Genomic DNA, 14,670 nt, shown 5'->3' on the forward strand with positions numbered 1-14,670 from the left:
GCACCTACCCGTCTATTCCGGGCACATAGACGATATTCAGGTCGCACAGGTTCGTGCCCGTATTACCGGTGAACACAACATCGCCGATGGCATCGAGCGCCTCGAAGCAGCTGTGCTCGCGCAGAGCGCGAAATAGGCTGATCCCCTTGTTTGAGGCGGACTGGAAGCTGCTGCTGTCGGTAATGCCGCCCGCCACCTTGGTGGTGCCGTCGGTGCCTTCAGTGTCGACGGAAAGCAGGCATGCGCCTGGCGCCTTGGCAGCGGCGATTGCGAAGCTTGCGGCCATCTCTTGGCCCGGACCACCATGGCCCCTGATCACGCTGTTGTCGGAGATCAAGGTGGTCACCTCCCCCGAACTCAGCAGCACGCAAGGCGGTTTGATCGGATTGCCGTAAGTCTGGATTTCACGCGCCATCGAAGCAAAGAAGGTCCCGGCATCGCGGCTTTCCCCTTCCAGGAAGGATGACACGATCAGAGCCGGTATGCCTATCTCATCACAGATCTGCTTGGCGTAGATGCAGCTGTCCGGCAGCGTGTTGAGCAGGAAATACGTATTGTGAGGAAAGGATTTTGGCGTTTCGCCCTCGGGGCCTGCGTTCATCAGATAGTCGACTATTGATCGCGGCAGACGCTCACCGAGGTCGCGATTGATGATCGTGGCGCGCGCATCGTCGAGCGTTGTTGGGTCCGGCCCGATCGGCGTGCTCTTGTATGCGGCGTATGGCGTGCCGATATTGCCAGTGGCGGGTGAGCCAACAGCGTCCGAGATGCCGAACCCGATCAGCTCGGCCCCGACATCCTGGATGCGTTTCGCGAGCATCCCGCCATTCATTGCCGAGATATGACGACGCACGGCATTGATCTCGTAGATGCCCGCGCCGGATTTCAGCAGTACATCCGTGGCATCGATCTCGTCCTGCAGAGAAATACCCTCAATCGGGCAAGACATGAGCGCGGAGCTGCCGCCGCTGATGACGACGATGAACAGGTCCTCCGGCCCTGACTTCTGGACAAGATCGATCATCATCTTCGAGGCCCGGTAGCCCTCCTCGTTCGGCAGAGGATGGCCGCCAACAAAGACCTTGGTCTTGCGGAACGCGTCGGTTTCCTCGGCGACCTTCACGATCGCCAAGCCCTCCGTCAGGTAGTCCCCAAGGATCTCATCCACCGCCATCGCCATGTGGTTGCAGGCCTTGCCGGCGCCGAAGAGATAGACGTTACGCTTCTTCAACAGATCCCAGCTTCTCGTCCCGATATGGAGGAGAGAGCCCTCCATGCGCCCGATGCTTTTGATCCTTCGATAGCTATCGAGCCGCGCCAATGTTAGATCCGCAATCTCAAGCACGAGCTTGCGCGATGCCGCATCACCATGTGAGAGGATTTGTTCCGGGTTTCTGATCTTGATCATTTTTGGACGCAACTCGGCTCTCCCGTCGTCGAAAGACAACGAGCAGTTTGGCTTGATCGTTGGTCTAGTTACTTGGCCAGATGATTGCCCTGGCTTGCGCTAGGCGGTGCAATTCAGCCCTCCATCCACGTAGATCTCTGAGCCCGTGATGTAGGCCGAGTCATCACTTGCAAGGAAAAGCGCGGCTTGCGCGATGTCCCATGCGGTGCCAGTCCGCTTCATCGGAATGCGAGCGGCACGCGTCTTGGCCACGGCGTCGAAATCAATCTCGGCCTCGGACTTTCCGCTAGTCTGGATGGTGGCATCGCGCGCCATTGGGGTGTCGATGATACCCGGAAGGATGGAGTTCGCCCGCACACCCTGAGCGGCGTAAGTCGCGGCCAGGTTTCGTGTGAACGACACCACGGAGCCCTTTGAGGTGTTGTAGGCGATGTATGGCGCGCCCAAATTGCGGAAGCCGGAGATCGACGAGATATTGATGATCGATCCCGCGCCCCGCTTCAGCATTTGCGGTAACGCATGCTTGCAGGGCAGGAAGAACGCCTTCGTATTGATGTTCAGGATGCGATCCCAATCCTCCACCGTGGTGTCGAGGGGGCTGCCTGCCTTGAGGATGCCGACGTTGTTGTGGAGCACGTCGATTCCGCCGAACGCGTCGACGCAGGCCGCAACCATACTTTTCACCGAGCCCTCGTCGGTCACGTTTCCGGCGAAAACTTCCACCCGACCGCCTTCACCACGAATTATTTCCGCGGTCTCCTCGGCGGCAGCCTTGTTCAAGTCGACCGCAAGAACCTTTGCACCCTCGCGAGCAAAAAGCACCGCCGCAGCCTTGCCATTTCCCCAGCCCGGCCCCATCGAGCCGGCGCCGGTAACCAATACGCTCTTGCCTTCAAGACGCCTTGACATAACGATTCTCCCTTAAACGCTGTGGAGGAAGTGGCTCATGCCGCCATCCACGAACAGCAGCTGGCCGTTGACGTAGGAGGACGCTCCCGACAGCAGGAACACGGTGGGTCCGCCCAGTTCAGACGGATCGCCCCAACGTGCTGCTGGCGTGCGGACCTTGATCTTATTCGCGAAGGCCTCGTCCTGGAGGCGCTCCTTGTTGATGTCGGTCACGAAGTATCCGGGTGCGATCGCGTTCACGCGAATGCCATGGGCTCCCAGTTCAGCCGAGGCGGCGCGAGTGAAGCCGACGATGGCTCCTTTCGCCGCAGTGTAGTTGCAAATGCCGGCGCGCGGGCTGGAGAACGCGATCGACGATATGTTGACGACCCTGCCGCGATCGGCGGCGTCCGATTTCTTCATTTCGGCGGCCGCCGCCTTGGTCAGCAGGAACGGGGCGATCATGTGGACCGACATGATCTGTTCATAGGTGTCGGCGGTCTCTTCCCAGATGGTGTTGTGCAACAGCATGCCGGCGTTGTTGACGAGGCCCCAGATGCTGCCATGACGTTCGATGATGGTCGGGACCGCAGCGGCAATTGCCTCGCGGTCAGCCATTTCGAAGGCGAGGTAGTCAGCCTTGAGGCCCCTTCCCTCCAACTCCTGTTTGCGCGCTTTTCCGGCGGCCTCGCTGCGCCCATGAAGCACCACGGTTGCGCCGGCCTCAGCGGCGGCTTGAGCGGCGGCCCAGCCGAGACCGCGCGTCGACCCGGTGATCAGAATGACCTTTCCGTCAAGGGAGAATGGGTTCTTCATCGAAGTTGTCCTGCTTTGCGATTGGTTTCTCAGATACGGTGCCGAGCTCGCGCCCGATCACGCTCGCATGCGCTCGGCTGCGGCGTCGTAGAAGGGTTTCAGGCTTGCCTTTGCAGGCTGGGCGCGGCCATTGACCTGGATCGCGAACTTGCCGCCGGCGAGAAATTCGGCCGTCACCGGCTCGTCGGCGCCGACGTATCCCATGCCGATCGCCGCCCCCAGATGATGGGCGTAATTTCCAGATGTCAGGTAACCCACCGGCTTGCCGTTCATGAAAATGGGCTCGTTGTGGAAGAGCAGCGGCTCCGAACTTTCCAGAAGGAAGGACACCATCCGCTTTTTGCCGATGCCCGCCGCCTTCTGTTCCAGGAATGCGTCTCGCCCGATGAACGGCACGTTCTTGTTGGGCTTCGCCGTGAATGCCAGGCCGGCGTCGATAAGGTTGTCCTCGTAGACGATGTCGTGGCCCCAGTGACGGAAGCTCTTTTCCAAGCGCAACGCATCCACCGCGTGCATGCCGACCGGGCGCAGTCCAAAGCCTCTGCCGGTTTCCAGGAGAGCGTCGAGGAACGTCAATGCGTCCGCCGCAGGAACATAGATCTCCCAGCCGAGCTCGCCGACATAGGAGATACGCTGCGCCCACAGCCGAACGCCTCCTGCGTTCATCCAACGCCCGGTGCCGAAGGCGAAATTTTCGTTCGAAAGATCTTCATCGGTGAGTGACTGCAAGACGGCCCTCGCATTCGGCCCCTGCAGCGCGATGACGCCGAATGCGTCCGTCACGTCTTCAATTTTGACGTCGCTACCGGCTTCGACATGGCTTAGCAGCCAAGACCAGTCCTTCACATGGCTGACGCACGCGGTCGTAATCATGAACTCGTCGTTATTGAGTTTTACGACTGTCAGATCGGCTTCAATGCCGCCGCGCTCGTTCAGCCACTGGGTGTAGACGAGCTTCCCGGCCGGCATGGCGACGTCGGCGCAGCATAGGCGCTGGAGCAGGTGTTCGGCATCGGAGCCCGTGACCTTGAACTTGGCCAGCGACGTCAGGTCGTAGAAGCCGACGTTCTCACGAACGTTCTTGTGCTCCTCGCCGGCATAGGAAAACCAGTTCTGGCGTCCGTAGCTATATTCATACTCGGGCTTCACGCCCTTCGGGGCGTACCAGTTCGGACGTTCCCAACCCGCAACCTCGCCGTGGACAGCGCCAATCTCGACGAGACGATCGTAGAAAGGCGATTTACGGATGCCGCGGCTGGAACGATACTGGTAGTAGGGCCAGTGCATGGCGTAGGAGCGCTCAAGCGCCTCGGCGACACGGTTCTCGAGATAAGTCTCGTCGCCCTGGAAGGGCATGGCGCGGCGGCAGTCGCTTTCCCAGACGTCCATCGGCGGATAGCCAAGGTCAATCCACTCGGCCATCACCTTGCCGATCCCGCCGGCGCCGCCGATGCCGCGGCTGTTGAAACCGCACGCGACAAAGAAGTTCCTCAAAAGGGGCGCCTCACCCATCAGGTGCTGATTGTCTGTGGTGAAGCTCTCCGGGCCGTTGAAGAAGGTCGAAATGCCGATCTTCTCCAACTCTGGATACCTGATCATGGCCCTTTCGAGATACTTCTCGAAATGGTCGATCTCGTAGGGCAATTCGCCGAAGCTGAAATCGGCGGGCACCTTGGACATCGGCAGCGGGTTAGCATTGTCCTCGAAGAAGCCGATCAGCAGCTTGCCGGCGTCTTCCTTGAAATAGAGGCCGTGGTCCAGATCCCGCATGATGGGCAGCTTGCTGGGCAAACCTGGAACCGGCTCGGTCACCACATAGTAGTGCTCGCAGGCGAACAGCGGCAGCACCACTCCAACCTGCTTGGCCAGGTCACGCGACCACATACCACCTGTCAGAACTACCTTCCTGGCGCGGATCGTGCCTTGGTTGGTCTCAACGCCCGTTACCCTGCCGCCGTCTGTCAGGATCCTGGTGACGGTTACGCCTTCGCGGACGGTAGCGCCATTCATGCGCGCACCCTTGGCCAGCGCCATGGTGACATCGATCGGATTGGTCTGGCCGTCCTTCGGCAAATGGAGGCCACCGATCAGATCGCTGGTGTCGATGCTGGGATAAAGTTCTCCAAGCGTTTTTGGCCCGACGACTTCGACTTCGACTCCAAAGACGCGCGCCATCTCGGCGGTACGGGTCAATTCCTCGAGGCGCGATGATGTCTGTGCGAGCGAGATCGAACCGTTGCGCTTGTATCCGGTAGCCTGACCGGTTTCCGCTTCGAGCTCCTGATAGAGGCGGTGCGAATAGGCGCCGAGCTGGGTCATGTTCTTCGTGGGCCAAAGCGTGCCTACCAGACCTGCCGCATGCCAGGTCGTGCCGCATGTCAGCCGGTCACGCTCCAACAGGAGAACATCGGATACGCCGCGCTTGGCCAAGTGGTACGCGATCGACGCGCCGCCGATGCCGCCGCCGATGATGACTACCTGTGCTTCTTCCGGAAGAGTGGACATCTTACTCTCGTTCAAGGTTTAAGCGCGACATGAACCAACCCGCCAGAATGCTGGACGCTGTGCTTCATCGCGGCTACGATTTGATCGGTATCGAAAGTTTCAGCGCGGAAAGCCGGCAGATCGATCGTGCCCGCAGCGATTAGTGCCAGTACGTCTGCGGCCAACTCGTGAGGGAACCAGAACGAGCCCACCACACTGTTGCTGTTGCGCATCAACAGGCTTGTGTTGAAGGCCGCACGGGCGGTCAGGGCGCCGACAAACGCGACAGTCCCGAAGCGACGCAGCCGTTCTGACAGGGCCACCGATGTCGAGGCGTTTTCGCCTCCGGCGCAGTCGAGGACTAAGTCCAGCGGGGATTGATCATCCGGATCTTCCACCACGATGCGGCTGTCCAGAGCAGCCACCTCCCGAAGAACCGAAGTCCTCCGTCCCACAAGCCGCACTTGGGCCGCTCCGATGGCCAAGGCCACGACAGCAGCGGAGGTGCCGAGCAGGCCCGCGGCACCGTTGATTGCGACGACTCTACCCGGTTGGAAGCCCCCTCGCCTGAAGCCAGCCAAAGCAGTTGCGAACCATCCCAGCCGACACAGAATTTCAGGCGGCGTGCGCACGCCATCGGGAATGGGTGAAAAGCAATGTTCCGGACCGACGAACTCCTCGGCAAAGGTGCCGTTCGGCCATTTGCCGAGATGCCGGCCTGCGGCCGGCGTCAAACCGAAGCAACCGATGAATCCGTGGTCGGCCTCGGATCCCGGACCTTCGATATACATGTCGCAATAAACCGATTGACCGCGACGCAAGGCACAGTCCGGATCGGCTGTTTCCTCGACGATCCCAATCGCGCACTGACCGGGAGTGAAGGGTCGTGGAGGCGTCTGCCAACTGCCTGAGGGCAAATGCTCGAAATAGGGCGGCAAAAACGCAGCCTGTATGCGGACACGAACTGTGCCCGCCGACAACTTTGGGCGTTCGATGTTCTGGGGGACGAACTGTGGGTTCCCCGCGACGACGCGGACCGATTTCATCGTCTTAACTCTCCGGTCCGGGCCGGCGCCGCCAAGTTCATCCAGACGGTCTTCACTTCCGTGTACTGCTCATGGGCCTCCAAGCCATTGTCGCGTCCTCCGAAGCCAGACTGTTTGAAGCCGCCGAACGGCGTCGTGATTTCGCCTTCGGAGTAGCAGTTCACAGAGACGGTGCCCGCGTTGATCCGCCGTGAAAGCTTGTGAGCCTTCCCCAGGTCCGTGGTGTAAAGCGACGCCGTTAACCCATATTCTGTATCGTTGGCCAGCTCGATCGCGTGATCTTCGTCCCGCGCTTCGGTGATGGTCAGCACGGGGCCAAAGATCTCTTCGCGGTAGATGGTCATGTCGGGCGTGACGCGGTCGAACACCGTCGCCTCGATGAAGTATCCGGGCCGATCCAACTGGTTACCGCCGCAGGCGAGTGTCGCACCCTCAGCGCGTCCCTTCTCAAGATACTTCTTGATGTTGTTGCAGTGGTTTGCGCCCACCACTGGGCCGAGCTGGGTGGACGGCTCCAGAGGATCACCTAGTTTCCAGTTCCCGCAAGCGGCGACGATCTTTTCGGCCAATTCGTCCTTGATCGCCCTGTGCACGATCAGACGGCTGTTCGAGGCGCAGTTCTGGCCCATATTGGTCAAAATTGAGAAGGCCTGCTGCTCGGCCACAAAGTCGAGGTTTGGCGCGTCGGCCAACACAACAGCGGGATTCTTTCCGCCCAGCTCCAGCACTATTCGCTTGAGGTTCGAGCGCCGGGAGTAATCAAGGAACATTCGCCCAACTTCGGTGGAACCAGTGAACGAAATGACCCGGACGTCCCGGTGAAGACCGAGCGCCTCTCCGACCTGACCCGATCCGGTCACGACGTTCAAGACACCCGCCGGGAGCCCTGCCTCGACCGCCAACTCCGCCATGCGCAGTGCGGTCAACGTCGTCATCTGGGATGGCTTCAGCACTACGGAGTTCCCGGTGGCCAAGGCCGGACCCAGCTTCCAGCCAGCCATGAGCATGGGGAAGTTCCAAGGCAGCACAAGGCCGACCACACCCAGCGGCTCGCGTACGATCATCCCGAGCGCATTGCTGTCGGTCGACGCGATTCTGGAGAACAGCTTGTCCTGGGCTTCAGCGTGCCAAGCGATCGTGCTGGCCGTGAACGGCACGTCGACCGTGAAACAGTCGGTGATAGGCTTGCCCGAATCCAGGCTTTCCAGTACCGCGAGCTCCTGCAGGTTCTTGTTGATCAGCTCCGCAAAACGAAGCAGCACGGCCTTGCGTTCGGATGGGTGTTTCTGCGACCACACGCCGGACTCGAACGTAGCTTTCGCGACCGCCACAGCGGCATCCACGTCGGATGGGCTGCAGCCCTCGATTTCCGCAAGAACTTCTCCGGTGGCCGGATTGACACTCTTAAATGATCTTCCGGCCGTGGGGTTGCGGTAATCGCCACCGATGAACGGGCGTGAAGGCATCCTTAGCGCAGCAGCGATCGAGAGGGCATCGTTACGAGTAAAACTTGTCATGACAATTCCAATTCTCAGGCAGCGACAGCCGGTTGCAGCCGATAACCCGGGTCTTCCTTGTCGAGTATCGAGACAAGAGCGCGAAAGTGCCCTTCGGAGAATCCCTGGTATTCTCGCCACTGCCGCGCCGTCTTAGCCGCTACTTCATGTGGCAGACGCTTGACTGGATTCCCGGTGGAATGGGCCAGCACGAGGTTCATGCAGGCGCGTTCGAGGTGATAGAGCGTATCGAAGGCATGCGCCACGCTAGGGCCCACAACCATCACGCCGTGCCCGCCAAGGAGCATGACATCCTTGTCATCGAGGAGCTTGGCGACGCGCGCCGGCTCCTCGGAATCCACGAACATTCCGCCGTAGTCTTTATCGTAGGCTACGTTGCCATAGAACCGCGCCGAATTCTGGCAGATCGGCAGAATCTCCGGATCTTCCAGGCAGCTCCAGGCCGTTGCGTAGGGCATGTGGGTGTGCAGAATGCACTGCGCCCCCGGGATGTTCCGATGAAGGTATGAATGCAATTCCCACGCGGTGCGGTCTGGCGAGTCAGGACCTCTCGGCGCCTCATTCGTGGCCGAACTGAGCAGGAGCAAATCCCGCGCCTTGATTTGCGAGAAATGCACCATGTTCGAATTCATGAGAAACCGACCGCCCTCCTCATCGATTACGACCGAGAAATGGTTCGCAGTCGCCTCGTGCAAACCGAGGCGCGCGGCCCAGCGAAACGCTGCCGCAAGGTCATTGCGCAAGCGAACTTCTTGGCTATTCATGATCGGGATTCCAAGTTGACAGTGCGGTGCTGGCTCGTTCGGCTAGGCTGCCCTCGCCAACTGCAAAGGCTTAAGAGCCGCTGTTATTTTTACCTCTTCGTCCGGACCCACCTCGCAAACGGGCGCCCGCACGGTGCCACCGTCAAAGCCCATCTGGCGCGATGCCGCCTTGACGGCCGGGATGTAGTCATTCTGCCAGCAGTAAGCGACGATCGGGAACATAGATTGCCACAGCTTCAGGCCCTCGGCGTGGTTGCCGCTATCGATAAGGTTGAAGAGCTGGACAGCCTCGCGCGGAAAAATATTGGCGCAGCCCCAAATCGTACCTGCCGTACCCAACATGAAGGAGAATGGTGCATTCGGGTCGGCGCCGTTCAGGATATTGCCCCCGCATGCTAACAGCGCCTGTTGCTTGCATAGATCGCCTGAGCTGTCCTTGATGAAGTTGAAATTGTCCAGCTCCAAAAGCCGGGTGTACAGCCTGGGGGTGAGCTCGATTCCGGTGGCGCCGGGAATGTTATAGCCGATCACGTCAATGGAGACTTCCCTGCAGACCGCCTCGTAGAAGGCGAAGATGCCGTCGTCATGCTTGGGGCCTTCGAAGAACGGCGGCAGGATCATCAGCGCATCGACGCCGAGATCCTGGGCGGCCTTGGAGCGACGGATCACTTCCTGCAGATTCAGCGCCGACGTCTGAGCGGTTACCGCAGCGCGGCCGTTGACGCGCTTCACACCGGTTTCGAACAGCTTGTTGCACTCGGCCTCGGTCAGATAGGCATGCTGCCCAGTCCCCGAGCTGAGCACGAATCCCTGCATGCCGGTTTCCAGATACTGGTCAAGCAGTTTATCCCAGCGGGCGAAATCGATAGACCCGTCCTTATGGAAGGGGGTCTGCATCGCAAGGTTGATTCCTCTTAGGTTGGCCATGTCCGTCACTCCTCGATCTATTTTGGCGGCGAGATATACTTTACGCTATGTTGAACTTAAACCTCGTCGCCTGCCTGCTTGAAACGCAACGCTGTTAGAAAGCGAACGCCCAATGCTGTGACAAGTTTTGGATAGGGTCTGCTCGGCACAGCCCTTTTCTGAAGAATGTCGATCACGGGCGAGCTTTGTCCGGCGGCCAACTCCGCGACCGCTTTCCCGAACGCCGCGCCCCTTGCGACGCCCGTTCCGTTGCAGAACGCTGCGCCAAAGACGTTGCTCGTCAACTCACCGAAAACCATCCCGCCGTTCTGAGCGAGAGTCAGCAGGCCGCCCCAACTGGCCTCGAAGCCAATGGAAGAAAGGGCGGGCCAGCGACGATCAAACGCAACCTGTTGCTGGATCCGAGCCCTCATCACGTCCTGCGTCGAAGTTTTGAAATTGGTCGCATAGGCGTACACGTTTCTGAGGAACAGGCGGTTGTCGGCGGTGCGTCGAACTGTCGTCCCAAAGCTGTTGGCTGGTATCAGGCCATATGTGTGCCGGTTGCCGACCTGAGCGAGTTCAGCTGGAGTGAGCTGCCTCGTCATGCTAGCGAACGTGTATAGTGGTATGGCTCGGTTCTCGAAAAACCCGAACCTGGTGAGATAGCCTGCCGTGCAGATAATGACCTTTCCGGCGGCAATCCTGCCGTTGGGCGTTTCGCAGATATGCCTGGAAGTGCCGAACTGTATCGCAGTAATCGGCGTGTTCTCATGAACCATCACGTTGGCGGGTAACTGACGCGTGGCGTTCTTTAGGTATTTGGCCGGCTGTAGGAGAATCGTGCCCGGATGATGGAGCGCTTTGATATAGTGCTTGCTGCCGGTCATTGCTTGCATCTCCGGCTTCTCAACCCAGCTGTAGTTCTGCCCTAACCTGTCGAGCGCGGACGCGAAATTCTGCAGGTCCTTGACCCCAAGATCCGTGGCTGCGGAATGAAATTTCCCTTGAGGGTCCCAGTCGCAATCGACTCCATACTCTTCGACCGCGCTTCGAATATACTCAATTCCCTCTCGGTTGACGAAGAGCTCTTCATTATTGCCTTTGATGTCTTCTAGGAAATCGCGTTTGCGTGGATTGTGCGCTAGGTCGATCACAAAGCCCATGCAGCGACCGGATGCGTTGTTCCCGATGCGTCCGGCATCGACCAGCACCACAGAGGATTGGGAGTTGAGTTCAGCATATCGGCGAGCAGCGTGCAGACCCATCCACCCCGCACCAATCACAAGGCAGTCGCACGAATTTTCGCCTTGCTGCTGCACCATCTCCAGCTCAGGACCCGAAGTAGCATACCAGCCGGAAGTAGTCGGGTCCGGATTCGGGCCCTCTACAACGATCCGTCTGTTCGTGAGATTCTTCGATGAAGTCACAGCGGTCCCGCCTTTCAAGGCGGGTCGTGCTGTGTCGCGCCGAGGTTCCGCCATAAGTTACTACGGGCGAATAGAGCACGCTGTGCAACGCGATCGGTAGACCGAAAAGAAAATGTCTGGTATAGGCATGACTTATGTCAAAGCTCCGTGCATTGGTCCCATCAACGCATTCCCTTTTCGTGTTCGAAGCTGCCGCTCGCAACCTCAGCTTCAAGCGCGCGGCCATGGAGTTGAATGTAACTCAGCCGAGTGTGTCGCTATCCATAAAGACCCTTGAAAAGCACTGCGGAGTTGTGCTTTTCGCGCGAGACAATCGCGGTGTAAGACTGACCGAAGCCGGGTCAGAGCTTTACGACGAAGTGCGGGCTGGCTTCCGCAGAATCGAGCAAGCTTTTGAGAAAATTTCCGATCGAGGAACGAAGTATCTAAGTTTTGCGGCGTCGATGTCGCTTGCCGCGCATTGGTTGGCACCGCAGCTTTATCACTTCCAGCAGGAGCATCCTGATATAAGGATTAAGGTTGTGGCGACGGATCGGGATGTGGAGCCCGACGATGAGATTGACGTAACGGTATGGGTGCGTCGGCGAGATTTCAATCGCAGCAACTCCTGGTTCATATCGAACGAAATTATCTTTCCCGTGTGCTCCCCGACGTACTTGGCTTCACATCCGCAATTGCGCTGCGTCGACGATCTCATTCATCATCAGCTAATCCACTGTTCTGACGCATATCGTAAACGCATGAGTTGGTCTGAATGGATCGATCTGGCGGGGGGAGACCCGAGTCGGGTCCGAACCGACATAGTTTTCAATGATTATCAGCTGGCATTTCAGGCGGCCCTGTCAGGTGAAGGCATAGCGCTCGGCTGGTCCTTCACCAACCAATATCACCTTAAGAACAGAAATCTTATCCGTCCGCTCCCGGATGAAATCAGAACGGATCGGGCTTTTTTCCTTGTCGCGAATGACAGGCTTGGCCAGAGCGAAAAAACGAAAAAGCTCGTTGACTGGGTTTTATCTCAGTCTGAGGAACTCCGACCATAGGTCGGAGCGCTATCTCGTGTGAACGGCCTGCAAATGGCTGGGCGCGAGTCCGTGAATTTCCCTGAAGCACTTGGAGCATGCGACGCTAGTCGGATGTGCGCCGGACGGGCAGTTCCTGGAGGTCGGCGCGCTCGATGTCGATGCGCTTGGAATTGCGGGCGTTCACCCAGCTGACGATCTCCTCGACGAAGATCTGCCGACTGTCTTGCGCTGCCATGCTGGGGCTTTCGAGGCGCTGGGCGGCGCTCCTCGCGAAGCGCTTTACGATCGTATGCAGACGGCTGTGATCGGCGAAGGCGATACCGGCGGCATCGTCTACAACCGTGCCCTCGTCGATCTTGCCCGCCACATGGTTTCCATCCCAAGGCGTGTCGGGCTTACCGCCCGCGCTGTGGTCGCTTCGGCGGGGCTCCCCGCGAGCATCCCAGCAACAGCCTGTCGGCGGCATTTCGCAACCTGAACAAGGAGGCGCGCCAGGAGCGGACGCGCCGTCCATTGCGGCGAACACCGTTGCCTATCGGGGTGGCGGCGCAGCATCTCCTCGAAGATCGCTATCGCTCGAATGCCGGGCGCAGCCCGCTTGCAGCATCGGTACGTATTTCGACACGGCGATATAGGCAAGCAGCCGCTCTGTCGGCAGGTCGATTTCGTTGATGTGCGCCGGCGCCAGTGCTGGACGACGCCGTTCCAGATCCTGGAAGGCATGTTTGGGACGTCACGTCAAGATAACCCGGAACTTCGGCCGCACGACGTCCAGCCGCTCAGCCGATGCTCGCCGATCAGAACCTTTTCCTGCGGCGCGACAATGAAGCTGCGAGCGTCGCGCGGCGTAACAGGCCAGATCGCCGAAATCGCTCGATTCGATCACCAGAGCTGCGTCCTCGGTCGCACGCTTGAGATCGCTGTGCGGGCCTTCGATGGAGCCGTTCTCATGCCAGCTCGAAGCCCAGATGAGATGCCCCATCCACTGCGGCATCAGCGATCGGCTGAGTTCGACGCCATCACGCAGATAGAGCGCCTTCTGCCGGTAAAGCGGGATGCATATGCTTGCTGATTACATCCTGGAGCGCAACAAGGAGGGCGAAAGGGTCTTTGCCGATGAGACTTCCTTGCCCACGCTTGCCCCCGGTTCGGGAATACCACGAAAGCCCGGCTTTGGACCTATCTATGGACGGCCTCCTTTCTGCAAGTGCTCTGTAGCGATCTGACAAGCTTTCGGTTGCTGCTATCTATTCGGTCTTTGGTGCAGCAAATGCTGCTGACCTCGATGAGATACGCGGATCGACACCCAATTACGTTGACGGGCACAGTCGCCCGATAGGCCCAACGGATTCGGTCGATTCCGGTCCCACCGGATTGCCATCACCCTTCAATCGCCCTCGCATTACCTATTTGGCGTAGCGTTTCTTCAAACAGCCACGCGATAGTTCTGACCCGTTGTCATAACCGCCCAGGCCATTCTGGCAGTCTTATTAGCCAGCGCGACCGTGGCGACGTTAAAATGTCGCCGCGCAAACAGACCGGCGACCCATGCCCCTTTCACCCGACCGCTTCGAATGTTGTGAACAGTTGCCCGGGCGCCGTGGATCAGCAGCTTTCGGACGTAGCTGTCGCCACGCTTGCTGATCCCGCCGAACTTCTCCTTTCCGGCTGTAGAGTGTTGCTTTGGCGTCAGATCTGGCCAGGCCGCAAAGTGTCGGCCAGAGGAAAAATAATCGGGATTACCGGCGGTGGCCGACCAACGCTGTGGCTACGAAGGGGCCGATCATAAGAACAGTCATCAGACGGCGGCAGACGTCATCAATTTTAGCCATCGCCACGATCCGATCATTGAACGCCGCGATCTTTTGCTCGGTATCGCGGATCTGATCAACAAGTCCATCGAGCGCTTCACGAGGTGGGTGGTGGAACGCGCTCGTCGGTAGAGACGAGGCTCATCAACTCTCGGGCGCTAGCTGTCCCCTTTGGCCGAACGATGCCAAATTCTGAAAGGTGACCGCGTAGGGCATTTACTGCTGCGGTCCTTTGCCGGATCAGCAAATCGCGAACGCGATGCACCATGAGCATGCTCTGCTGCTCGACTGTCTTTGTGGGAACAAATCGCATTCCCGGCCGCTGGACTGCTTCGCAACAGGCTTCTGCATCAGCAGCATCATGTTTATTTGTCTTCACATAAGGGCGAACGTAGCGGGCCGGCATCAGACGCGGCATGTATCCGAGTTTGGCTAACTCTTGTGCCCAGTAGTGCGCGCCACCACAGGCCTCAAGCCCGACCGTGCAAGGCGGAAGGTTGGCGAAAAAGTTCAAAACCTTGCGAGGCAGCTTGCGGCGGACAACAGCCTGCCCATCTTCAACACCATGCACCTGG

Annotated in this window: 10 protein-coding genes and 4 pseudogenes; 2 read left to right on the forward strand and 12 right to left on the reverse strand. The window is 59.1% G+C overall.

The features are described from left to right. Positions 1–4 precede the first annotated feature (4 nt). The 9 genes from NKJ46_RS22645 to NKJ46_RS22685 all read right to left on the reverse strand — a co-directional run bounded on the left by NKJ46_RS22645 (position 5) and on the right by NKJ46_RS22685 (position 11,154). Positions 5–1,408 (reverse strand): glycerate kinase type-2 family protein, encoded by a 1,404-nt coding sequence (locus NKJ46_RS22645; protein WP_352667764.1) that lies wholly within the window; start codon positions 1,406–1,408, stop codon positions 5–7. Positions 1,409–1,507: 99 nt separating this feature from the next. Next, positions 1,508–2,317, reverse strand: a complete 810-nt coding sequence (locus NKJ46_RS22650) for an SDR family NAD(P)-dependent oxidoreductase (RefSeq protein ID WP_352667766.1) — start codon at positions 2,315–2,317, stop codon at positions 1,508–1,510. A 12-nt stretch (positions 2,318–2,329) separates the two neighbouring features. Beyond that, entirely contained in the window at positions 2,330–3,112 is a 783-nt protein-coding gene (locus NKJ46_RS22655) for an SDR family NAD(P)-dependent oxidoreductase (protein WP_352667768.1), read from the reverse strand. Positions 3,113–3,169: 57 nt separating this feature from the next. Beyond that, positions 3,170–5,617 (reverse strand): GcvT family protein, encoded by a 2,448-nt coding sequence (locus NKJ46_RS22660; protein ID WP_352667769.1) that lies wholly within the window; start codon positions 5,615–5,617, stop codon positions 3,170–3,172. An 11-nt stretch (positions 5,618–5,628) separates the two neighbouring features. Beyond that, entirely contained in the window at positions 5,629–6,642 is a 1,014-nt protein-coding gene (locus tag NKJ46_RS22665) for an alcohol dehydrogenase catalytic domain-containing protein (RefSeq protein WP_352667770.1), read from the reverse strand. Next, positions 6,639–8,159: an aldehyde dehydrogenase gene (locus NKJ46_RS22670; protein ID WP_352667773.1), complete on the reverse strand. Its 1,521-nt coding sequence runs from the start codon at positions 8,157–8,159 to the stop codon at positions 6,639–6,641. The genes NKJ46_RS22665 and NKJ46_RS22670 overlap by 4 nt, the downstream gene beginning before the upstream one ends. A gap of 14 nt (positions 8,160–8,173) precedes the next feature. Beyond that, positions 8,174–8,923 (reverse strand): class II aldolase/adducin family protein, encoded by a 750-nt coding sequence (locus NKJ46_RS22675; protein ID WP_352667774.1) that lies wholly within the window; start codon positions 8,921–8,923, stop codon positions 8,174–8,176. Positions 8,924–8,965: 42 nt separating this feature from the next. After that, positions 8,966–9,850 carry a dihydrodipicolinate synthase family protein gene (locus NKJ46_RS22680; RefSeq protein WP_352667776.1) on the reverse strand — a complete coding sequence of 295 codons (885 nt, stop codon included), beginning with the start codon at positions 9,848–9,850 and terminating at the stop codon, positions 8,966–8,968. Between the two features lie 56 nt (positions 9,851–9,906). Further along, the gene (locus tag NKJ46_RS22685; RefSeq protein WP_352667778.1) at positions 9,907–11,154 is read right to left on the reverse strand and encodes an NAD(P)/FAD-dependent oxidoreductase; all 1,248 of its coding nucleotides are present in this window, start codon (positions 11,152–11,154) and stop codon (positions 9,907–9,909) included. A gap of 239 nt (positions 11,155–11,393) precedes the next feature. On the opposite strand from NKJ46_RS22685, the gene NKJ46_RS22690 reads away from it, so the two are divergent. Both NKJ46_RS22690 and NKJ46_RS22695 read left to right on the forward strand, forming a co-directional pair. Continuing rightward, positions 11,394–12,302: a LysR substrate-binding domain-containing protein gene (locus tag NKJ46_RS22690; RefSeq protein ID WP_352667780.1), complete on the forward strand. Its 909-nt coding sequence runs from the start codon at positions 11,394–11,396 to the stop codon at positions 12,300–12,302. A 187-nt stretch (positions 12,303–12,489) separates the two neighbouring features. Then, positions 12,490–12,690 (forward strand): annotated as a pseudogene (locus NKJ46_RS22695) (IS21 family transposase); the annotation flags it as partial. A 207-nt stretch (positions 12,691–12,897) separates the two neighbouring features. Here NKJ46_RS22695 and NKJ46_RS22700 read toward each other — a convergent pair. The 3 pseudogenes from NKJ46_RS22700 to NKJ46_RS22710 all read right to left on the reverse strand — a co-directional run. Continuing rightward, a pseudogene (locus NKJ46_RS22700) lies at positions 12,898–13,097 on the reverse strand (IS66 family transposase); the annotation flags it as partial. 157 nt (positions 13,098–13,254) lie between these two features. Next, positions 13,255–13,341, reverse strand: a pseudogene (locus tag NKJ46_RS22705) (IS66 family transposase); the annotation flags it as partial. Between the two features lie 369 nt (positions 13,342–13,710). Then, positions 13,711–14,666, reverse strand: a pseudogene (locus NKJ46_RS22710) (IS110 family RNA-guided transposase). Positions 14,667–14,670: the final 4 nt, after the last annotated feature.

This window comes from Mesorhizobium sp. M0166 (assembly GCF_040322255.1).
Classification (GTDB): domain Bacteria; phylum Pseudomonadota; class Alphaproteobacteria; order Rhizobiales; family Rhizobiaceae; genus Mesorhizobium.